This window comes from Pseudomonas sp. Arb-4-2C (genome assembly GCF_055755015.1).
This window is the reverse complement of record NZ_CM146899.1, coordinates 5,918,351-5,938,720: the sequence shown is the minus strand read 5'-3', so window position 1 is coordinate 5,938,720 and position 20,370 is coordinate 5,918,351. Positions and strand designations below refer to the sequence as shown.

Genomic DNA, 20,370 nt, shown 5'->3' with positions numbered 1-20,370 from the left:
TCATTCAGCCCGGGCAGATCCGACTGCCCCAACCGAATAAGAGTGAGGAACCCAGGATGACTCGCCAACGTGCCGCCCAAGTGCGTATCTCGCCACTGCATATCCAACAAGGTCTGTTTGGCGTACTTGCTCTGTTGATCACCCTGATCGCCTGCCAGCAATACCTGAGCTGGGAGAACAGCCAGAAGCCTGAGCCGCTGATCTCGATTCAACACAGCACGCAGACGCACTTCAGCGCCGTCAGCAGCCAGGCCGAGAGCACCTCGATGCGCATGATGGAAGTCGACCAGGCGCAGCCGCTCGATCAACTGCCACGTGAAGAGCGCTGGGTTTTCTGACGAACCGACGAATTCGGGCGCATCGCGCCGGGACACGCAACACCCCTAAATAGAGAAGTAAGGAGAATCACCATGTTGAGCTGGGCAATTACATTCTTGATCATTGCCATCATCGCCGCCGTACTGGGCTTCGGTGGTATCGCGGGCACCGCCACGGGTATCGCCAAGATTCTCTTTGTCGTGTTCCTGGTGATGTTCATCGCTTCCTTCTTCTTTGGCCGTCGCGGCCGAGGTTAACGATGACTGGTTTAAAGACACTGGCAGCCGCCCTGCTTCTGGGCGGTAGTGCCATGGCGATGGCGGCCAATGATGGCCAGGCGCGGGTCAACGAGCTGCTCAGCTCCGACCCGCAATACCGGGAAACCTGGCAAGGCGTGGTAAAGCATGAAGAGCGCCTGCCGGAATGGGTGATGAACCTGTCCGGGACACCAGACCAGCAGATGAATGCCGTGACGGAAGATGGCGACAAGTATCTGGTCGGGCCGCTCTGTGAATCCGCAGACAAGTGCCTGAACCACCGATTGATCGTAGCGTTCAGCTTCGACAAGAAAGATGCCTACGCCATGCTCGTTGATGTGCCCGAAGGATTGCCGGCCGACAAGTCGCCTACGCGACATGCCACCTACCGCTTCCTCGGCAAACCCAATCAGGGCATGCAGAACCTGTTGATGGAAACGCTGAAGAAAGATCCGAACTGGTACTGATTCGAACATGAGGGCAGCGCCCCGCTGCCCTTTATTGCGCCCGCCCGAGGAAGGTCGGCGCATGACCAGGGGGCCGGGACGTTCTGACTGTTACAGGGTCGGAGTGACCTACGGGTACAGGGAGTGCCTGCGCAAGGGCCGGGTCAGGGTAAAAGCTGCGACGCAGGTTCGCCGGCCCCCAGTGGCTCGACGGACTTGCGCTGAGCTTTTCGCGATACAAAACATTGATCCAGAGCGTCCTGCTCGCCTTTTTATGGTTCAGACTGCGCGCGAAAACATTTCGCCGTGTTTCCTGTCGACCGTATATCGAGAAAGAGTCCTTTCAAACAGTGGGACTTCTAGTCTGCAAATGCAGGCTTTTTCTTGAATTTTTCGCCGAATTCACTCGTTCAAAAAATAACCAACCTAAGCTGTAATGGCCGGTTCACGGCACTTATGCCGGCTGAAATGTCGTAATCGAACCGGTTGGGACGCCAGTTTCATTTAAAAAAGCTCATGCCGATTCGGCATAGGGTAGGCGTTTACGGCATTAGACGGCGCAACCTTGCATCGGAATAGTTGCGCCTTTTTTCGCCTGCCGAAGAGCCGTAAACACGCGCTTCGGGGCACCTTATACGGAGGCAGATGCACAGACTTTTCCGCTAAAGAGCGTTCCAGTTCCTGCATGTGCCTGAGTCAAACGCAAGTAAGGGTAAAGATAATGAAGAAGGCAAAACTCAGCCTCGCCTGGCAGATCCTCATCGGTCTGGTTTTAGGGATTGCAATTGGTGCGTTGCTCAACCATTTCAGTGCCGAGAAAGCCTGGTGGATCAGTAACGTCCTGCAACCGGCAGGCGATATCTTTATCCGTCTGATCAAGATGATCGTGATCCCGATCGTCATCTCCTCCTTGATCGTCGGCATTGCCGGCGTGGGCGACGCCAAGAAACTCGGGCGTATCGGCCTGAAGACGATTATCTACTTCGAAGTCGTCACCACCATCGCTATCCTCGTCGGTCTGGTGTTGGCGAACGTGTTCCACCCGGGCGCCGGCATCGACATGAGCACCCTGGGCACGGTGGATATCTCCAAGTACCAGGCGACCGCTGCCGAAGTACAGCATGAACACGCGTTCATCGAGACCATCCTCAACCTGATCCCGTCGAACATCTTCGCGGCCATGGCCCGCGGCGAAATGCTGCCGATCATCTTCTTCTCCGTGCTGTTCGGTCTCGGCCTGTCGAGCCTGCAGTCGGACCTGCGCGAGCCGCTGGTGAAGATGTTCCAGGGCGTTTCGGAAAGCATGTTCAAGGTCACCCACATGATCATGAACTACGCCCCGATCGGCGTATTCGCACTGATCGCCGTGACCGTCGCCAACTTCGGCTTCGCCTCGCTGCTGCCGCTGGCCAAGCTGGTGATCCTGGTTTACGTCGCCATCGCCTTCTTCGCCTTCGTGGTGCTGGGCCTGATCGCCAGGCTGTTCGGCTTCTCGGTGATCAAGCTGATGCGCATCTTCAAGGATGAGCTGGTCCTGGCCTACTCCACCGCCTCCTCGGAAACCGTGCTGCCACGCGTGATCGAGAAGATGGAAGCCTACGGCGCACCGAAAGCCATCTGCAGCTTCGTGGTACCGACCGGTTACTCGTTCAACCTCGACGGTTCGACCCTGTACCAGTCCATCGCAGCGATCTTCATTGCCCAGTTGTACGGCATCGATCTGTCGATCAGCCAGCAACTGCTGCTGGTGCTGACTCTGATGGTCACCTCCAAAGGCATCGCCGGCGTACCGGGCGTGTCCTTCGTGGTGCTGCTGGCGACGCTGGGCAGCGTCGGTATCCCACTGGAAGGTCTGGCGTTCATCGCCGGTGTCGACCGCATCATGGACATGGCGCGTACCGCACTGAACGTGATCGGCAACGCTCTGGCAGTACTGGTTATCGCGCGTTGGGAAGGCATGTACGACGACGCCAAGGGCCAGCGCTACTGGAACTCCCTGCCGCACTGGCGCAGCAAGGAAAAACTGCCGGCTGGCGAAATCTCGAAGCAGTAATGCAACCCCCTTGTGGGAGCGGGCTTGCTCGCGAAGAGGCCGGCACATTCAACATTCCTGTTGATTGACCCACCGCTTTCGCGAGCAAGCCCGCTCCCACTTTGGATCGGCGCATGCCGAATAGACAAACCCCGGAGAAATCCGGGGTTTGTCGTTTCTGGCGACACCGCTATCATTCGCCGCATCTTCCGGGGGATTTGACTGATGCTTAATGGCCTGTGGCTTGGCTTCTTTGTCGTGGCAGCAATATCTGCGCTGGTGCAGTGGCTGGTCGGCGGCAACGCCGGGATTTTCGCGGCGATGGTGGAAAGCATTTTTGCCATGGCCAAGCTGTCGGTCGAGGTGATGGTACTGCTGTTCGGCACCCTGACCCTGTGGCTGGGCTTTCTGCGCATTGCCGAGAAAGCCGGGATCGTCGAGTGGCTGGCCAAGGTCCTCGGGCCGCTGTTCCTGCGGCTGATGCCGGAAGTCCCGGCCGGGCACCCGGCGCTGGGCCTGATCACCCTCAACTTCGCCGCCAATGGCCTCGGGCTGGACAACGCCGCCACACCGATCGGCCTCAAGGCGATGAAGGCGCTGCAGGAACTCAACCCCAGCGCGACCATCGCCAGCAACGCGCAAATCCTGTTCCTGGTGCTCAACGCCTCGTCGCTGACCCTGCTGCCGGTGACGATCTTCATGTACCGCGCCCAGCAAGGTGCGCCGGACCCGACCCTGGTGTTCCTGCCGATTCTGCTGGCGACCAGTTGCTCGACCATCGTCGGCTTCCTCTCGGTGGCGTTCATGCAGCGCCTGCGCATCTGGGACCCGGTGGTGCTGGCCTACCTGATCCCGGGAGCGCTGATCCTTGGCGGCTTCATGGCGCTGCTGGCGACGATGTCGGCCACGGCGCTGGCCGGGCTGTCGTCGATCCTCGGTAATCTCACGCTGTTCGGCCTGATCATGCTGTTCCTGGTGATTGGCGCGTTACGCAAGGTCAAGGTCTACGAGGCCTTTGTCGAGGGCGCCAAAGAGGGCTTCGACGTCGCCAAAAACCTGCTGCCGTATCTGGTGGCGATGCTCTGCGCCATCGGCGTGCTGCGCGCCTCCGGGGCGCTGGACTTTGGTCTGGATGGTATCCGCCATCTGGTGCAATGGGCCGGGTGGGACACACGCTTCGTCGATGCGTTGCCAACGGCGATGGTCAAACCGTTTTCCGGCAGCGCCGCGCGGGCAATGCTGATCGAGACCATGAAGACCTCGGGCGTCGACAGTTTCCCGTCGCTGGTGGCGGCGACGATTCAGGGCAGTACAGAAACCACGTTCTATGTGCTGGCGGTGTATTTCGGCGCAGTAGGGATTCAGCGGGCGCGGCATGCGGTGGGGTGTGCGTTGCTGGCGGAGCTGGCCGGCGTGCTCGGCGCGATTGGCGTCTGCTACTGGTTCTTCGGTTAACCACAAATCAAAATGTGGGAGCGGGCTTGCTCGCGAAGAGGGCGTGTCAGTCGACCAATACATTGCCTGACACACCGCCTTCGCGAGCAAGCCCGCTCCCACAGGGGTTATGCATAAGGTTTAAGGTCTGGGTTGTGGGGCGAGTTTCTGGCCTTGCTGAACGGCCCACGCCACGACTTTCGCAGTAAGGCGATCACTGGCCTGTCCAAACCCCGCAACCACCGCCGGCACCTGCACATCGCTCAGTGGCTGGCGCTCTTCGAAGCGCTGGCTGGCGAGAATCTTCTGGTCATAGCCGCGCACCAACAACGCATCGACCCGCACCACGACGCTGGCCTGATTGCCCTGGTACTCGGTCTGAAACGCCTGCAAGCTGCCGCCCAGCTCCAGATCCGCCGCAAAATTGCTGTCATCGGTACTGAGCAACGTCACCCGGCCATCACGCGCAAAGCCATCGAGCAGCCGATTGCGTACCAGCACCGGCGCCGGATCGCTCCAGCGCGACGCCTTGTAGCTGCTGATCACGTCACCCTGTGCGATCACCGCGATGTTCGGCCGGTTCAGCGCTTCGCTGGCCTGCAATTTGTTCAACCGCAGCGACCAGTGCTGAGTCGCGGCCGAACCGGCCGAGGCGGGCGCCTGAGTCGATGGCAGGCGGTACACATCCGACGGCTCGGCCTTGGGCAGAATCGAGCACGAGCAGAGCAACGTCAGGCTGGCGGCGAAGAGGGCGAGGCGAGTCAGCTTCATGGCGTGAACTCCTTGTTCTTGTCACTGCCCAGCAGGTAACCGCTGGGGTTGGCCTCCAGGCGTTGAGAAATGGCGCGCAGCGAGGTCAGGGTTTCGCGCAGTTCGCGGATGGCCGGGGCCAGGCCGTTGAGGCCCTGCATGCCGTTGTCGAGGGAGTTCTGGTTCTTGCTCAGCAGGCCGTTGATGGTGGCGCTGCTCTGCTCCAGCGACTTCATCGCCTGCTCGGCACTGCCCAGCGCCCGTTTGCCTTGATCGTTGAGCAGGCCGTTGGCGTTGCGCATCAGCAGCGATGTCTGTTCGAGCATGCTGCCGGCCTGTTTGCCGACGCTCGCCAGTTGCTGCATGGCCTGGCGCAGGTCGCCGCGCTGATCGTTGATCGAGCCGGTGGTCTGCTCCAGATGCGCCAGGGTGCTGCTCACACGCTCGACGTTCTCCGGGGAGAACATCTGATTGGCGTTGCTCAGCAGCGCGGTGATGCCGCTCATCAAGTCGTTGCTGTCGTTGAGCAGGCGCGAGATCGGCGAAGGTGCCGCGACGATGGTCGGCAGTTCGCCGTCATGCCCGCGCAGTTTCGGGCTCTGCGGGGTGCCGCCGCTGAGCTGGATGATCGAGGTCCCGGTGATCCCGGCCAAGGCCAGTTTGGCCTGGGTGTCTTCCTTGACCGGGGTGTCGCCGCCCAGACGAATCCGCGCCAATACCCGCCGTGGGTCCTTCGGATCGAGGCGCAGGCTGACCACGTCGCCGACCTTGATCCCGCTGTACTGCACCGGGCTGCCCTTGGACAGGCCGCTGACCGCCTCGTTGAAGACGATTTCGTAATCCTTGAACTCGGTGTCGACGCTGGACTTGGCCAGCCACAGGCCGAAGAGCAGGGCGCCCGCCACGACAATCACTGAGAACAGGCCGATCAACACATGATGGGCTCGGGTTTCCATGTCAGACCTCGTTGAGCAATTTGGCGGCGTCCAGCGCCGAGCGGCCGCGCGGGCCGTGGAAGTATTCGTGAATCCACGCGTCATCGGTTTCCGAGACCACGTCGATCGGACCGGCGACCAGCACCTTCTTCTGCGCCAGCACCGCCACACGGTCGGTGATGGTGTAGAGCGTGTCGAGGTCGTGGGTCACCAGAAACACGCTCAGGCCCAGCGCGTCGCGCAGGGTCAGGATCAGTTGATCGAACGCCGCCGCGCCAATCGGATCGAGGCCGGCGGTGGGTTCGTCGAGAAACAGGATGTCCGGATCCAGCGCCAGCGCCCGGGCCAGTGCAGCGCGCTTGATCATCCCGCCGGACAGCGAGGCCGGGTATTTGTCGGCCGCCGACAGCGGCAGCCCGGCCAGCGCCAGTTTCACCGCCGCCAGATGCTCGGCGTCGTTGCGGCTCAGGCCGGCGTGTTCGATCAGCGGCAGGGCGACGTTCTCGGTCACCGTCAGCGAGGAGAACAGCGCGCCTTTCTGGAACAGCACGCCGAAGCGTCGCTCGACCAGCGAGCGCTCGTGTTCGGACAGGCTCGGCAGATTCTGGCCGAACACCTTTACGTTACCTTCGCTGGGCCGACGCAAACCGACAATGCTGCGCAGCAGCACCGATTTGCCGCTGCCGGAGCCGCCGACCACGGCGAGGATTTCGCCTTTGTACAAGTCAAGATCGAGGTTCTCGTGCACGCTCTGGCTGCCAAAGCGATTGCACAGGCCACGGACTTCGATCACCGCCTCCGAGGGCGCGCGGGGTGGACGACTCACCAGCCCATCTCCATGAAGAACAGCGCAGCCACCGCATCGAGCACGATCACCACGAAAATCGACTGCACCACGGCGGACGTGGTGTGCGCGCCGACCGACTCGGCGCTGCCGCTGACCTTGAAGCCCTCCAGGCAACCAATCGTCGCGATCAGGAAGGCAAAGATCGGCGCCTTCACCAGGCCGACCAGAAAGTGCTGGATACCGATGTCGCTTTGCAGCAGCGAGAGGAACATCGCCGGCGAAATCCCCAACGACACCGCACACACCACGCCACCGCCGATGATCCCGCAGAGCATCGCCAGAAACGTCAGCATCGGCAGCGCCACGAGCATCGCCAACACGCGCGGCACCACCAGCAGCTCCATCGGGTCGAGGCCCAGGGTGCGGATCGCGTCGATCTCCTCGTTGGCCTTCATCGAGCCGATCTGCGCAGTGAATGCGCTGGCAGTGCGGCCAGCCATCAGGATCGCCGTGAGCAACACGCCAAACTCGCGCAGAAACGAGAAGCCCACCAGGTCCACGGTAAAGATCGTCGCGCCGAAGCTGGCCAGCACCGTCGCACCGAGAAACGCCACCACCGCGCCGACCAGAAAGGTCAGCAGCGCCACAATCGGCGCAGCGTCGAGGCCGGTCTGTTCGATGTGCGCAACGACTGGCGTGACCCGCCAGCGCTTGGGCCGGAACAGGTTGCGGGCGATGGTTTCGAGGATCAGGCCGATGAAACCCAACACCTGCAGAGTGTCCTGCCAGACCGTTTCCACCGCGCGTCCGATGCGGGTCAGCAGTTGCACACTGACGCTGACTTCCGGCTCCTTGATCGGCACGCAGAAGTCAGTCAGCGAGCGATACACGGTTTGCAGCAACGCGCGGTCAGCCTGGGAGATCGAGCAGTCGGGATGTTCGGCGGATTTGCCCAGGCGTTCGGACCCGAGCAGCTCAACCAGCAGGGACGCGCCAGCGGTATCGAGGGCACCAAGACTATTGAGGTCAACGACGGTATTGGCGTCGTACTGGCCGTGGAGTTGTTCGGTCAGGTGCTTGAGTTCGGCGTAATGGGCAAGCGTCCAGTCCCCGGACACCCGCAGGCGGGCAGGGCTGAGCGACGTGTCCAGTCGGGCATTACCGGTCATCGAGCTGCTGGTCATAAGCTCCGTGCTTGTTCGGCTAAATACGCAGGCATACGTAATAGCACGAACCGGATTACTTTTCTTTGATCGCTGTGCTGTCCGTCACTTCGAATCGCAGCACGCCAATCACCTGGCCGTCCTCGGTCAGCACTCGCACCTGCCACTTGCCCACCGGATTGGCGGGGAAGTTCTGCTTGTGCGTCCAGGCCCGGTAGCCTTCCTTGCGCCCGCCATGGATATCGAGGGCGATGCGGTCGACTTCCTGACCGTTGAACTGCCACACATGATAAATGCGCTCATCCAGCCCGCGCGGCGCGTTGATTGCGGTGTAGGCGTACAGCCCGCCGTTGCGGATCTGCTCGGCGCTGACCTCGTCGAGACTGGCGCCGGGGGTGCGGTCCTGCAACTGGGTACTGATTGCCACGTCGGTCATCCATAGCGTGGCCGGCGGCACCCACGAGCGCAGGGTCCAGCCGACCGCGCCGATACCGACGGTGATGCACAGGATCGCCAGCGCGTTGCGCACAGTGCGGATCGGGAAGATTGACGCCAGGCTCGGGAACGACAACACCACCGCCGTGCCCAGCGCCCATTTGAAACTCTGCGCGGTGGTCAGGTGCATGATCACCGGCAACGCGGTGAGCAGGGCGGCGAACAGGGTCAGGGTGTGCAGTGCGAGAAACGCCCAGCGCCGTGGCGCCAGCCATTTGTAGTAGAGCGGGTCGACAATCGAGATCAGCGCGGCGATGCACAGCAGGCCGGTGAAGATCAGTTGCCCGCTGTTCCAGGTGGTGGTGATGAAGAAGAACGGCAGAACGAAAAACAGGCTTTCCTGGTGGATCATCTGCGTCGCGTAGCGCAGCAGCGGCTGCGGAATTTCCCGCTTGAAGATACGCGTGAACAACCCGGTCAGGGTGTTTTCCAGCATCAGCCAGAGCCAGCTGAGCAGCATGATGATGGTGATCCAGCTCGCCAGGCCTTGCTGGCGATCGACCAGAATGAAACTGCCGACCCCGGAGATGAAACCGCCAAGCGCAATGACCCCGGGGTAGCGCTTCATCAGTTCGAGAATGCGCTGGATCAGGAGGGGTATTTTCGGCATGTGGACGGTTCACGACTGGAGAGGAAAAAACCCCGACAGAGTACCGTCCGCCGGGCGACGTGGCGAGGCTCCCGGTCAGTAAGTCAGCACAGATTCCACAGGTTCAGTGTTTGGCTGGCTTGCGGCGGTGCAGGCGCCAACCCACCAGGATGAGCAGCACGACGCCCAATCCGCCCGCCACCAGCCACAACACCTCATCATCACTGAGCAACGGCTTCTCGATCCGCAGATACCCCGGCTGCAACAGCAACTCGCGCATGGCCTTGTTCGCCGTGTCCAGCGTCACGCCTTGCAGCTCCCGGGCAGGGTTGGCAAAGCGGCCATCTTCGTAATCGCCCAGCGCGCTCCAGTAGTAATCGGCCATCGCGCTGTTGCCTTGCACCGCCCAGGCCTGATGGGCGATGGCGGCCTGTTTGATCCGGGCGAAGGTGTCGGGGTCGAGGCCGTTTTTCAGCAGGTCGGCCTTGAGGTCTTCCAGCACCTGCTTGGCTTCGGCAAGGTCATCGCGATCCACGTCGGCATTGAGGCTCATGAAGCCGACCCCGCCAAACACTTCGCGCTCGGCCCATGGCCCGTAGGACAAGCCGTGGTTCAGGCGGATCTGTCGGTACAGCGCCCAGTCGAGGTAGTCCTTGAGAATGTCGAAAGTCTCGTCGTACTGATCGTCCAGCATCGGCTCCGGCACCAGCCAGTGCAGCTTGGCGCTGTCGCCGATGAAGCCACGGGTGAGGGTGCGTTCATGGGCCGCGCTGGTGCGGATGTCCGGCAGCTCACGGTGCTCGGCCGGGTCGACTGCTTCGAGTGCGCCCCAGGTGCGTTCCAGATAGGCCGGCAGTAGTTTGTCGAGCTCGCCGACGACGATCAGGGTCATGTTGTTCGGCGCGTACCAGGTCTTGCGTACCTTCTCCAGTTGCTGCTGGGTCAAGTGACCGACCTCGGCCCGTTGCGGGCATTTCAGGCCCAGCTCCACCGCCAGTTGGTTGCTCGCGGTGTGACCCAGATCCTGACGGTCGAGAAAGCGCTGCAGGCGCGTGTAATGGCCGCCGTCCTCACGCTCGACCACGCGTTTGGCAGCGCTTATCGCATTGTCGTCGATGCGGGTCTGGGTCAGCAGGCCGAGCAGCAGGTCGAGGACCTTGCGCTGGTTCTTCGCCGGGGCTTCGATGACGAACGTGGTGTCGGCGTTGCTGGTGAACGCGTTCCACTCGCCGCCCAACGCCTGCATGCGCTCCTCAAGGCCGCCTTCGCCGGTGGCATCGACACCGCTGAACAGCAGGTGCTCGAGCAGGTGCGGCAGCTCTTTTTCATCGCAGTCGAAATCGTCGAGGCCGACGCCCACCACCAGGCGGATCGCCACATGCCCGCGTTCGGTGCCGGGCTTGAGCAATAGCTGCAAACCGTTGGGCAGCGCATAGCCTTCGACCTGAAATCGATCAACGGCGAAGACGGGCAGGGAACCGAGCAACAGACAGGCGAACAACAGGCAACGCATAACAGGCTTCCGTACGGCTGATTTGGAGATCCGTGTCGCTATTCAGACCGCTTTCGCGAGCAGGCTCGCTCCCACCTTGAAATTCATTCCCTGTGGGAGCGAGCCTGCTCGCGAATATCTTGCGGCTGAATCAATGGTACTGACTGACCTCAGCCACAGACGTTCAAGGCGAATGCGTAATGTCGGCAATATCATCCGCTTCCAGCGCCCCGGTATCCGCCGTTTCCAGCACCACATAAGCACTGCTGCAAAACAGCGAATTCAAGCGCTTCATATCCGCAATCAGCTCAAGGTGCAGCGAACTGGTTTCCAGACTCTGCACGATCTTGCGTTGCAAACGGCTGACATGGGCATGGGCCAAACGGCGTTCCTGTGCGCGGAAGCGACGTTTTTCGCGCAGCAACTGACGGGCGCTTTCCTTGTCGCCGCTGAGAAACACCGACAGCCCCAGCCGCAGGTTGGCGATCAGTTGCTGATGCAGCCCGGCCAGTTCCTCCAGGCCGTCCTCGGAGAACGAGCGCCGTTGCGAGGTTTTCTGCTGCTGCACCTTGCGCAGCATGCGTTCGATCAGGTCGCTGGCCAGTTTCAGGTTGATCGCCAGCTCAATGGTCTCTGCCCAGCGCCGACTGTCCTGCTCGCCGAGATCCTCGCGCGGCATTTGCGCCAGATACAGCTTGATCGCGCTGTACAGTGCTTCGACATCATCGGTCATGCGGCGCATTTCGAGGGTGACCGATGTCTGCTTGCCGCGCAGCACATCGAGCGTGGCATCGAGCATGTTGTCGATCAGGTCGCCCATGCGCAGGGTCTCGCGAGCGGCGTTTGCCAGTGCCAGACTCGGTGTGACCAGCGCTGTCGGGTCCAGATGCCGGGGTTTGGCGGTGCCATTGACCTCCGGACGCTCCGGCAGCAGCCAGGCACACAGCCGCGCCATCGGCCCGACACTCGGCAACAGGATCAGGCAACGCGCGGTGTTGTAGAGCAGGTGGAAGCCGATGACCATTTCCTGCGGGCTGAAATCGAGGCTGTCGATCCAGTGCACCAGCGGATCGAGTACCGGAATGATCAACAGCAGGCCGATCAGTTTGTACAGCAGGCTGCCCAACGCCACTTGCCGCCCGGCCGCGTTCTGCATGCTGGTGCTCATGAACGCCAGCACGCCGCTGCCGATGTTGGCGCCAATCACCAGACCGATCGCCACCGGCAGGCTGATCACACTGGCGCCGGCCAGCGTGGCGGTCAGCAGCACGGCGGCGAGGCTGGAGTAGGAAATCATTGCGAACAGCGCGCCCACCAGGGCATCGAGCAGGATGTCACCGGTCAGCGAGGCGAAGATGACTTTCACCCCTTGGGCGTGGGTGATCGGTGCGGCGGCTTCGACGATCAGTTGCAGCGCGAGAATGATCAGCCCCAGACCGATCGCCACCCGGCCCATCTGGCCGAGCCGCGTCTGTTTGCGCGACAGGAAGAAAATCACCCCGAGAAAAATCAGCAGCGGCGACAGCCACGACAGGTCGAACGTCAGCACCCGCGCCATCAGCGCAGTACCGACGTCGGCGCCGAGCATGGTCGCCAGCGCCGGGGTCAGCGCCATCAAGCCCTGGCCGACGAAGGAGGTGACGAGCATGGCGGTGGCGTTGCTGCTCTGCACCATCGCGGTCACGACGATACCGGCCACGAACGCGAGCCAGCGTTTGGACATATTCTGGCCAATCACATGGCGCAGGTTGGTGCCGTACACCCGCAGGATGCCGGTTCGGACGATGTGCGTGCCCCAGATCAGCAGGGCCACGGCAGAAAGCAGATTGAGCAGGGTGAGCATGCAGACCCCCTGTAGTTGCAGCGCCCCAGAGGAGCAAGTTGACGGTACCGCGCGGTTTCTACGTTTTTGATACTTAAGCTGTAGTTGGCTAACGGTCTGGGCGCCAGCATTGCACAGCTAAACAGTGGATTGAAACAAAAGTGTCATGAAAAACACTTCAGCCGAACACCCGGAATGAACCCGATCCGGCAACACCACAAAACAATGTGGGAGCGGGCTTGCTCGCGAAAGCGGTGGGTCAGTCAACCTCATCGTCGACTGATCCCGCGTCTTCGCGAGCAAGCCCGCTCCCACAAGGGTGTTGCGGATTACCGGATTACTGCCCCGGGATGTCCTTGCGCAGCTTCACCGGGTCTTGCTGTTTTCTCTTCTTGGCGATCGCGGTGCGCATCTTGATGTTGATCGCTTCCACCGCCAGTGAGAACGCCATGGCGAAGTAGACGTAACCCTTCGGTACATGCACGTCGAACGACTCGGCAATCAGCACGGTACCGACCACCAGCAGGAACGACAGCGCCAGCATCTTCAGCGACGGGTGCTTGTCGATGAATTCGCTGATCTTGCCCGAGGCCAGCATCATCACCAGCACCGCAACGACGATCGCCGCCACCATCACCGGCACGTGGGAAACCATGCCGACAGCGGTAATCACCGAGTCCAGCGAGAACACGATGTCGATGATCGCGATCTGGATGATGGTGTAGAGGAAGTTGCCGCCCTTGCCCGAAGGCTCGTCGCCACTTTCGTCTTCGCCTTCCAGCGCGTGGTACATCTCCTGCGAGCTCTTCCACAACAGGAACAGGCCACCGAAGAACAGGATCAGGTCGCGACCGGAAATGCCCTGGCCGAACACCACGAACAGGTCGGCCGTCAGGCGCATGACCCAGGTGATCGACAGCAGCAACAGGATCCGCGTGATCATCGCCAGACCAAGCCCGAAGATCCGCGTGCGCTGCTGCATATGCTTGGGCATGCGGCTGACCAGGATCGAAATCATGATGATGTTATCGATGCCCAGAACGATTTCCAGGGCGGTCAGGGTAAAGAAGGCAACCCAGATTTCGGGGTTGGTCAGCCAATCCATGTGTATTCCTTTGAGCGAGTGTTAAACCATGACGCCAGCAAGCAGCTGGCGTCAGGGTGAGTTAATGCCGTTACAACGTGCTGAACAGCGGGAAAGTCCCCAGCAGCAAGGCGGCCACCAGTATGCACAGGCAGACCAGCACTGCCCACTTCAGGGTGAACCGCTGGTGATCACCGAATTCGATACCGGCCAACGCCACCAGCAGGTAAGTCGACGGAACCAGTGGACTCAGCAGGTGGACGGGCTGACCGACGATCGAGGCACGGGCCATTTCCACCGCGGTGATGCCGTAATGGCTGGCCGCTTCGGAGAGCACCGGCAACACGCCGTAGTAGAACGCGTCGTTCGACATGAAGAAGGTGAACGGCATGCTCACCAGCGCCGTGATGACCGCCAGGTACGGGCCGAGGAAGTCCGGAATCACCGCCAGCAGACTTTTCGACATGGCGTCGACCATGCCGGTTCCGGACAGGATACCGGTGAAGATGCCCGCAGCGAAGATCAGACTGACCACCGACAGCACGCTGCCGGCGTGGGCCGCAACGCGGTCCTTCTGCATTTGCAGGCACGGGTAGTTGACGATCATCGCGATGCTGAACGCCACCATGAACAGCACCGGCAGAGGCAACAGGCCCGCGATCAGGGTGCACATCAGCGCCAGGGTCAGCAGGCCGTTGAACCAGATCAGCTTCGGACGACGGGCATCCGGGAACTGCGACACGCTGATTTCGCTGTGGTCGATCTCGTCGCCGATCAGGTGCAACTCACCCAGACGCGCACGTTCACGTTTGCCGTAGAAATAGGCAATGATCAGGATCGCCACCACACCGGCGGCCATCGCCGGGATCATCGGCACGAAGATGTCCGACGGATCGACATGCAGCGCGCTGGCGGCACGGGCGGTCGGGCCGCCCCAGGGGGTCATGTTCATCACGCCACCGGCGAGGATGATCAGACCGGCCATGATTCGCGGGCTCATGCCGATGCGGCTGTACAGCGGCAGCATGGCGGCCACGCAGATCATGTAAGTGGTCGCGCCGTCACCATCCAGGGAAACGACGAGCGCCAGCACGGCGGTACCGACCGAAACTTTCAACGGGTCGCCTTTGACCAGTTTGAGGATCTTGCGCACGGCCGGGTCGAACAGGCCGGAGTCGATCATCAGGGCGAAGTACAGAATGGCGAACATCAGCATCACGCCGGTCGGCGCGAGCTTGGTGATGCCTTCGAGCATCATCGGGCCGATCTTCGGTGCAAAGCCACCGAACAGGGCGAACAGAATCGGGATGATGATCAGGGCGATCAGCGCAGACAGGCGCTTGGTCATGATCAGGAACATGAACGTGATGACCATGGCAAAGCCAAGGAAAGTCAGCATGGGAATACTCCAGGCGTAGCGCGGCGAGTGAAGTGAGCGGATCGGACGGGATCAGCGCAGAACGGGAAGCACGAGGCGTACGGGCGGAGTTGGAGCGAGGAGGCGGGTTACAGAGGACATCAGAATCACCATTGTTGTTGTTAATTGGGCCTGACGTGCGAGCAATCACACGCATCGGCCAACCGGTCTGTTGCCGGTAGTGGCGGCGATCCTAATCGGGCAACCTTTCAGCTACCTTTCGCTGAAGAAAGCGTGGGGCGAATGGTCAACCGGCCGTCGGATGCGGCTAGAGTCAATCAATTCGGGGACGGGAGGGCGCAGACATGGGTGAATTGCACAACGGTGGCTGCCACTGCGGACACATTCGCTATCAGTTCAGCGGGACTTTACGTGACATCGCCCACTGCCATTGTTCGATCTGCCGCAAGGTCAGCGGTGGCATCGTCACCACGTGGATCACGCTGCCAGCGGCCAGCTTCCACTGGCTGGCCGGGACGCCTTCGCGTTATGACTCGTCGAGCAGCTGCGCGCGTTACTTCTGTTCGCAGTGCGGCGCGCAGCTGGCGCTGGTGACCCTGCTCAGCCCCGAGAGCATCGATGTGACCATCGCCACGCTGGATCACCCGGAGCACGCAGCGGCCGAGCGGCATATCTGGACCGACAGCCAACTGCCGTGGCTGCACCTGGACGAGCATCTGCCGGGTGAACCGCAAGAAACCCTGTAGGTTTACAAAAGCCTGATCAAAAAACAGACAGGTCCAGCGGGCGTATCGCGCCCATCCAGATCGCATGCTCGGTGTGGTCGAGCAAATCATCGCCAGTGTCCGGGTGCAGGAACACCACCAGCCCCTTTCGATTGAGCGCCAGCCACGGCAGCACCTCGCCAATCAGCTCCGGGCCGAAGGCCAGTTGGCAGCTCCAGTCCGGGTGCGGGCCGACCGGGCGTTCGTGCATCCGGCCCATCTTCAAGGCAAATGTCTGCGCGGCCTGTTCGCACAGGGCCCGGGCCTGGGCGATGGTGCTGGCGTCGTAATAGATATGGGCGTGGTAGCCCTTGATCGTGTGCATGTTGCAAGCCTCTGAATCGATTCGAACCCTCGCCGTTTCCTGTGGGTCACACGCCATATGACAGGAACAGGAGCTCAGCCATGAAAAATGCCGAAACCCCGACGGTGAAAGTGGTGCTGTATGGTGCCATGGCCAGCCTCGGCGGCGCGTTGATGGCTGAATTGCTGCGCAGGCAGCACGAAGTCATCGCGATTCTCGACGATTTGAACGTGCTCGCGCCACGTCCCGGCCTGCGCACCAAAAGCGGCGATCTGTTCGACGCCGAGCGGGTCAAGCAAAGCGTCGCGGGCAGCTCGGCGGTGATTTGCCTGCTGGACGCGCCGGGCTTACCGTTCAGCAGCGACCATGTGGAGCGCTCCGTGGTGCTCGGACCAGTGGAACAGGTGCTGGCGGTCGATGCGTTGGTCGACGGCTTGCAGGCGGCCAACGTGCCACGGCTGTTTCTGGTGGGGAATTTTGCCGTCCTCGATGAACCGGATCTGGACGACGGCCTGCAACGCCACGCCGCCGAAGAAATCCACGAAGCCCTGCAAAGCAGCCCACTGCAATGGACACTGGTGAACGCGCCCCATGGTGTAGCGGGGCTGACCATTGAGCATTTCAGCCAGGTCGGCGGCAATCTTGAGCCGGGGCTGGCAGAGCCGCTGGAACGGTTGAACCGGGTCGCGGTGGGGATTGCCGATGAGCTGCGGCTGAATCTGCATGTGGGGCAGCATGTGAATTTTGTCGCCGCCTCGGGTACGTAAAAAGCCTCTCAAATCGCAATCGAAGGCAACGCCACGCTTGTCAGGGATTCGGCGCTGCTGGCCTGCTCGGCCATCAACCAGTCGACAAACTGTTGAATCAACGCACCACGGCGTTTGCGTTGCGGCAGCACCACGTAATAACCCAGACGCGACAGAGTGGTCTCGGCGATGGGCCGGCACAGCAACCCCTGAGTCAGCAAGTTATCCACAAGGTGACGCCAGCCGATGGCGACGCCCTGACCGCCAATCGCTGCTTGAATCAACAGCGTGTAATTGTCGAAACGCAATTGCCCCGGTGCCGGCGGGGTAGTGATGCCCAGTTCGCGAAACAGTCCGCTCCAGTCGAACCAGTTGCTGCTGTTTTCACCGCGCAGGTGCAGCAGCGGAAATTCCAGCAACGCCTGGGCGGGCAGGGGCAGCGGCCGGTTCTTGAGCAATTGCGGGCTGCACACAGGAAACACTTCCTCACTGAACAGCCAATGGCTTTCGCCCTGTTTGAAGCGCCCGTCGCCAAACAGCACCGCAACATCGATGTCGGTGCGCAGCATGTTGTGGTTGCGCTCGCTGGTCACCAGGCTGACATCGACCTGCGGATTGGCTTCATGAAAGCGGTGCAAGCGCGGCATCAGCCAATACGCGGCAAAGGCGAAGTCGGTGGCGACCTGCAATACCTCATGCTGTTGTTGTGTGCTGATTGCGCTCAATCCTGCATCGATATTCTGCAAACCGAGCTGAACCTGCTCGAACAGAATTGTCCCGCCCTCGGTCAGTTCAATGCCCCGGTAGATTCGGTCGAACAGCCGCGCGCCCAATTGCTCTTCCAGACGCTTGATCTGTTGGCTGATGGCCGGTTGCGTGGTGCCCAGTTCTACCGCCGCCGCAGTAAAACTGCGATGGCGCGCCGCCGCCTCGAAGGCGCGCAACAGGTCGAGCGACAGGTTTCCGAGGGCGTCATACATAAGCTGTGCTTATCCTAGTCATTGTCCGGCGCGGGCTTTACCGGACTGGGCATGGGCTCCATGCTCGATCGCAGCAATTTCGCATAAATATTCACTATGGAATGCCGCGATCACATGAAGCGCAAGAACATTCTTTTCATCATGGCCGATCAAATGGCCGCGCCAATGTTGCCGATCTACGGCCCGTCGCCGATCAAACTGCCGAATCTCTCGCGCCTCGCCGCCCAAGGCGTGGTGTTCGATGCTGCCTACTGCAACAGCCCGTTGTGCGCGCCGTCGCGTTTCACCCTGGTCAGCGGCCAGTTGCCGAGCAAGATCGGCGCCTACGACAACGCCGCCGATTTCCCCGCCGACATTCCCACCTACGCCCACTACCTGCGCCGCCTCGGCTATCGCACGGCGCTGTCGGGCAAGATGCATTTCTGCGGCCCGGATCAACTGCACGGTTATGAAGAACGCCTGACCAGCGACATCTACCCGGCCGACTACGGCTGGGCGGTGAACTGGGACGAACCGGACGTGCGCCCGAGCTGGTATCACAACATGTCCTCGGTGCTGCAGGCCGGGCCATGCGTGCGCACCAACCAGCTCGACTTCGATGAAGAGGTGGTGTTCAAGGCCCAGCAGTACCTGTTCGACCACATTCGCGAGGACGGCGACCAGCCGTTCTGTCTGACCGTGTCGATGACCCACCCCCACGACCCGTACACGATTCCCAAGGCGTTCTGGGATTTGTACGACGACAGCGACATCCCGTTGCCGACCACCCCGGATCAACATTCCCTCGATCCACACTCACAACGTCTGCTCAAGGTCTACGACCTGTGGGACAAGCCGCTGCCTGTGGCCAAGATCCGCGACGCACGCCGAGCGTACTTCGGGGCTTGCAGCTATATCGACGCCAACGTCGGCAAACTCCTGCAAACCCTCGAAGATACCGGGCTGATCGACGACACCATCATCGTCTTCTCCGGCGACCACGGCGACATGCTCGGCGAGAAAGGCCTTTGGTACAAAATGCACTGGTACGAAATGGCGGCCCGCGTGCCCCTGTTGATAAGTGCCCCAGGTCAGTTCGCTGCCGGGCGGATCAGTGCTGCCGTGTCCACCGCAGACCTGTTGCCGACCTTCGTCGAGCTGGCCGGCGGCAGCCTGGAACCGGGCCTGCCGCTGGATGGGCGTTCATTGGTGACGCATCTGCAAGGGCAGGGCGGCCACAACGAAGTGTTCGGCGAATACATGGCCGAAGGCACGGTCAGCCCGCTGATGATGATCCGTCGCGGCGCGTACAAATTTATCTACAGCGAAAGCGACCCTTGCCTACTCTTCGATGTGCACAACGATCCCCATGAGCTCGAAGAACTCAGCCAGTCGCCGCAACATCGCCAGCTGTTCGACGACTTTCTCGCCGAAGCACGGGCCAAGTGGGACATTCCGGCAATCCACCGCGATGTGCTCGCCAGCCAGCGCCGCCGCCGCTTCGTCGCCCAGGCGCTGACCCTCGGCAAGCTGAAGAGCTGGGACCACCAGCCGCTGGTAGACGCCAGTCAGCAGTACATGCGCAACCACATCGACCTCGACGATCTGGAGCGCAAGGCCCGTTATCCACAACCCTGCCAAAACCAATAATGTTAAGGGGAAGTCCATGCGCAAGTTATCCACAGCACTGACGATCGGCCTGTTGGCCCTGGGCAGTGCCTCGGCCTTCGCCGAGCAAAGCTGCGAAACGGTGAAGATGGCCGATCCGGGCTGGAGCGACATCGCCGCGACCAACGCCATCGCCGGTTTTTTGCTGGACGGCATGGGCTACAAGGCCAAGGTCGACACCCTCGCGGTACCGATTACCTTCGGCGGCTTGAAGGACGGCCAGGTGGATGTGTTCCTCGGTAACTGGATGCCGGCGCAGCAGGGCTTTTACGACAAGTTCGTCGCCACTGGCGACGTGACGCAACTGGCGAAGAACCTCGACGGCACCGAGTTCACTCTGGCGGTACCGGACTACGTGTGGGACGCCGGCGTGCACGATTTTGCCGACCTGAACAAATACGCCGATAAATTCGAGAAGAAGATCTACGGCATCGGCTCGGGTGCGCCAGCGAACATCTCGCTGCAGGAGATCATCAAGAAGAACGACTTCGACCTCGGACAATGGAAGCTGATCGAGTCCAGCGAACAGGCGATGCTCGCCGAAGTCTCGCGGGCCGTTAAGAAACAGAAATTCGTCACCTTCCTCGGCTGGACCCCACACCCGATGAACGTGCAGTTGAAGATGCATTACCTGAAGGGCGGCGAGAAATACTTTGGCGACACCGGCAGCGTGTTCACGTTAACGCGCAAAGGCTACGCCGAAGCCTGCCCGAATGTGGGCAAGTTGCTGAGCAATCTTGCGTTCACTCAGGAAATGGAGAACAGCATCATGGCTGAGGTGGTGAACAAAAAGGTCAGCAATGCCGATGCGGCGAAGGCGTGGATCAAGGCCAATCCGGCGGTGCTGGACAAGTGGCTGGACGGGGTGAAGACCGTGGATGGCAAGGATGCGTTGCCTGCGGTGAAGGCCAAGCTCTGATCCAGCAAAGAGGAGCGCCTCACAGATA

General features: G+C 61.2%; 20 protein-coding genes. 9 read left to right on the top strand and 11 right to left on the bottom strand.

The features are described from left to right. The first annotated feature begins 56 nt into the window (after nt 1–56). From AC0J41_RS26965 to AC0J41_RS26945, 5 genes are all read left to right on the top strand, one after another. The gene (locus AC0J41_RS26965; protein WP_473014050.1) at nt 57–338 is read left to right on the top strand and encodes a hypothetical protein; all 282 of its coding nucleotides are present in this window, start codon (nt 57–59) and stop codon (nt 336–338) included. Nucleotides 339–410: 72 nt separating this feature from the next. Then, complete coding sequence (locus tag AC0J41_RS26960) at nt 411–575, top strand: DUF1328 domain-containing protein (protein WP_003177151.1); 165 nt, start codon at nt 411–413, stop codon at nt 573–575. A 2-nt stretch (nt 576–577) separates the two neighbouring features. After that, complete coding sequence (locus AC0J41_RS26955; RefSeq protein ID WP_025112292.1) at nt 578–1,042, top strand: inhibitor of vertebrate lysozyme family protein; 465 nt, start codon at nt 578–580, stop codon at nt 1,040–1,042. A 700-nt stretch (nt 1,043–1,742) separates the two neighbouring features. Next, nucleotides 1,743–3,074 (top strand): glutamate/aspartate:proton symporter GltP, encoded by a 1,332-nt coding sequence (gene gltP, locus AC0J41_RS26950; RefSeq protein ID WP_025112291.1) that lies wholly within the window; start codon nt 1,743–1,745, stop codon nt 3,072–3,074. A 204-nt stretch (nt 3,075–3,278) separates the two neighbouring features. Continuing rightward, on the top strand, nt 3,279–4,508 hold the full coding sequence (locus tag AC0J41_RS26945) for a nucleoside recognition domain-containing protein (protein ID WP_025112290.1): 1,230 nt from the start codon (nt 3,279–3,281) through the stop codon (nt 4,506–4,508). Between the two features lie 120 nt (nt 4,509–4,628). On the opposite strand, the gene AC0J41_RS26940 is transcribed toward AC0J41_RS26945, so the two are convergent. The 9 genes from AC0J41_RS26940 to AC0J41_RS26900 form a co-directional block, all read right to left on the bottom strand. Then, nucleotides 4,629–5,258 (bottom strand): ABC-type transport auxiliary lipoprotein family protein, encoded by a 630-nt coding sequence (locus AC0J41_RS26940; RefSeq protein WP_473014049.1) that lies wholly within the window; start codon nt 5,256–5,258, stop codon nt 4,629–4,631. After that, nucleotides 5,255–6,193: an MlaD family protein gene (locus AC0J41_RS26935; protein ID WP_473014048.1), complete on the bottom strand. Its 939-nt coding sequence runs from the start codon at nt 6,191–6,193 to the stop codon at nt 5,255–5,257. Before AC0J41_RS26935 ends, AC0J41_RS26940 begins: the two co-directional genes overlap by 4 nt. A gap of 1 nt (nt 6,194) precedes the next feature. Continuing rightward, nucleotides 6,195–6,998 (bottom strand): ABC transporter ATP-binding protein, encoded by an 804-nt coding sequence (locus AC0J41_RS26930; RefSeq protein ID WP_473014047.1) that lies wholly within the window; start codon nt 6,996–6,998, stop codon nt 6,195–6,197. Then, nucleotides 6,995–8,143: an ABC transporter permease gene (locus AC0J41_RS26925; RefSeq protein ID WP_473014046.1), complete on the bottom strand. Its 1,149-nt coding sequence runs from the start codon at nt 8,141–8,143 to the stop codon at nt 6,995–6,997. Before AC0J41_RS26925 ends, AC0J41_RS26930 begins: the two co-directional genes overlap by 4 nt. A 55-nt stretch (nt 8,144–8,198) precedes the next feature. Continuing rightward, on the bottom strand, nt 8,199–9,227 hold the full coding sequence (locus AC0J41_RS26920; protein WP_025112286.1) for a DUF5924 family protein: 1,029 nt from the start codon (nt 9,225–9,227) through the stop codon (nt 8,199–8,201). A 103-nt stretch (nt 9,228–9,330) separates the two neighbouring features. Beyond that, on the bottom strand, nt 9,331–10,719 hold the full coding sequence (locus tag AC0J41_RS26915; RefSeq protein WP_473014045.1) for a M16 family metallopeptidase: 1,389 nt from the start codon (nt 10,717–10,719) through the stop codon (nt 9,331–9,333). A 163-nt stretch (nt 10,720–10,882) separates the two neighbouring features. Then, nucleotides 10,883–12,541 carry a Na/Pi cotransporter family protein gene (locus AC0J41_RS26910; protein WP_473014044.1) on the bottom strand — a complete coding sequence of 553 codons (1,659 nt, stop codon included), beginning with the start codon at nt 12,539–12,541 and terminating at the stop codon, nt 10,883–10,885. 316 nt (nt 12,542–12,857) lie between these two features. Then, the gene (locus AC0J41_RS26905; protein WP_473014043.1) at nt 12,858–13,625 is read right to left on the bottom strand and encodes a TerC family protein; all 768 of its coding nucleotides are present in this window, start codon (nt 13,623–13,625) and stop codon (nt 12,858–12,860) included. Nucleotides 13,626–13,695: 70 nt separating this feature from the next. Beyond that, nucleotides 13,696–15,003 carry a CitMHS family transporter gene (locus tag AC0J41_RS26900; protein ID WP_007954069.1) on the bottom strand — a complete coding sequence of 436 codons (1,308 nt, stop codon included), beginning with the start codon at nt 15,001–15,003 and terminating at the stop codon, nt 13,696–13,698. 323 nt (nt 15,004–15,326) lie between these two features. Between AC0J41_RS26900 and AC0J41_RS26895 the strand changes: the two genes are divergently transcribed. After that, nucleotides 15,327–15,728 carry a GFA family protein gene (locus tag AC0J41_RS26895; protein WP_473014042.1) on the top strand — a complete coding sequence of 134 codons (402 nt, stop codon included), beginning with the start codon at nt 15,327–15,329 and terminating at the stop codon, nt 15,726–15,728. A 16-nt stretch (nt 15,729–15,744) separates the two neighbouring features. On the opposite strand, the gene AC0J41_RS26890 is transcribed toward AC0J41_RS26895, so the two are convergent. Continuing rightward, nucleotides 15,745–16,071 (bottom strand): DOPA 4,5-dioxygenase family protein, encoded by a 327-nt coding sequence (locus tag AC0J41_RS26890; RefSeq protein WP_473014041.1) that lies wholly within the window; start codon nt 16,069–16,071, stop codon nt 15,745–15,747. An 80-nt stretch (nt 16,072–16,151) separates the two neighbouring features. Here AC0J41_RS26890 and AC0J41_RS26885 point away from each other — a divergent pair, with 80 nt between their 5' ends. Beyond that, nucleotides 16,152–16,817, top strand: a complete 666-nt coding sequence (locus AC0J41_RS26885) for an NAD(P)-dependent oxidoreductase (RefSeq protein WP_025112280.1) — start codon at nt 16,152–16,154, stop codon at nt 16,815–16,817. A gap of 8 nt (nt 16,818–16,825) precedes the next feature. On the opposite strand, the gene AC0J41_RS26880 is transcribed toward AC0J41_RS26885, so the two are convergent. Further along, entirely contained in the window at nt 16,826–17,776 is a 951-nt protein-coding gene (locus tag AC0J41_RS26880) for a choline sulfate utilization transcriptional regulator (protein ID WP_473014040.1), read from the bottom strand. A gap of 114 nt (nt 17,777–17,890) precedes the next feature. On the opposite strand from AC0J41_RS26880, the gene betC reads away from it, so the two are divergent. Both betC and choX read left to right on the top strand, forming a co-directional pair. After that, complete coding sequence (gene betC, locus AC0J41_RS26875; RefSeq protein WP_473014039.1) at nt 17,891–19,405, top strand: choline-sulfatase; 1,515 nt, start codon at nt 17,891–17,893, stop codon at nt 19,403–19,405. Between the two features lie 16 nt (nt 19,406–19,421). Further along, entirely contained in the window at nt 19,422–20,342 is a 921-nt protein-coding gene (choX, locus tag AC0J41_RS26870; RefSeq protein ID WP_025112277.1) for a choline ABC transporter substrate-binding protein, read from the top strand. Nucleotides 20,343–20,370 lie beyond the last annotated feature (28 nt).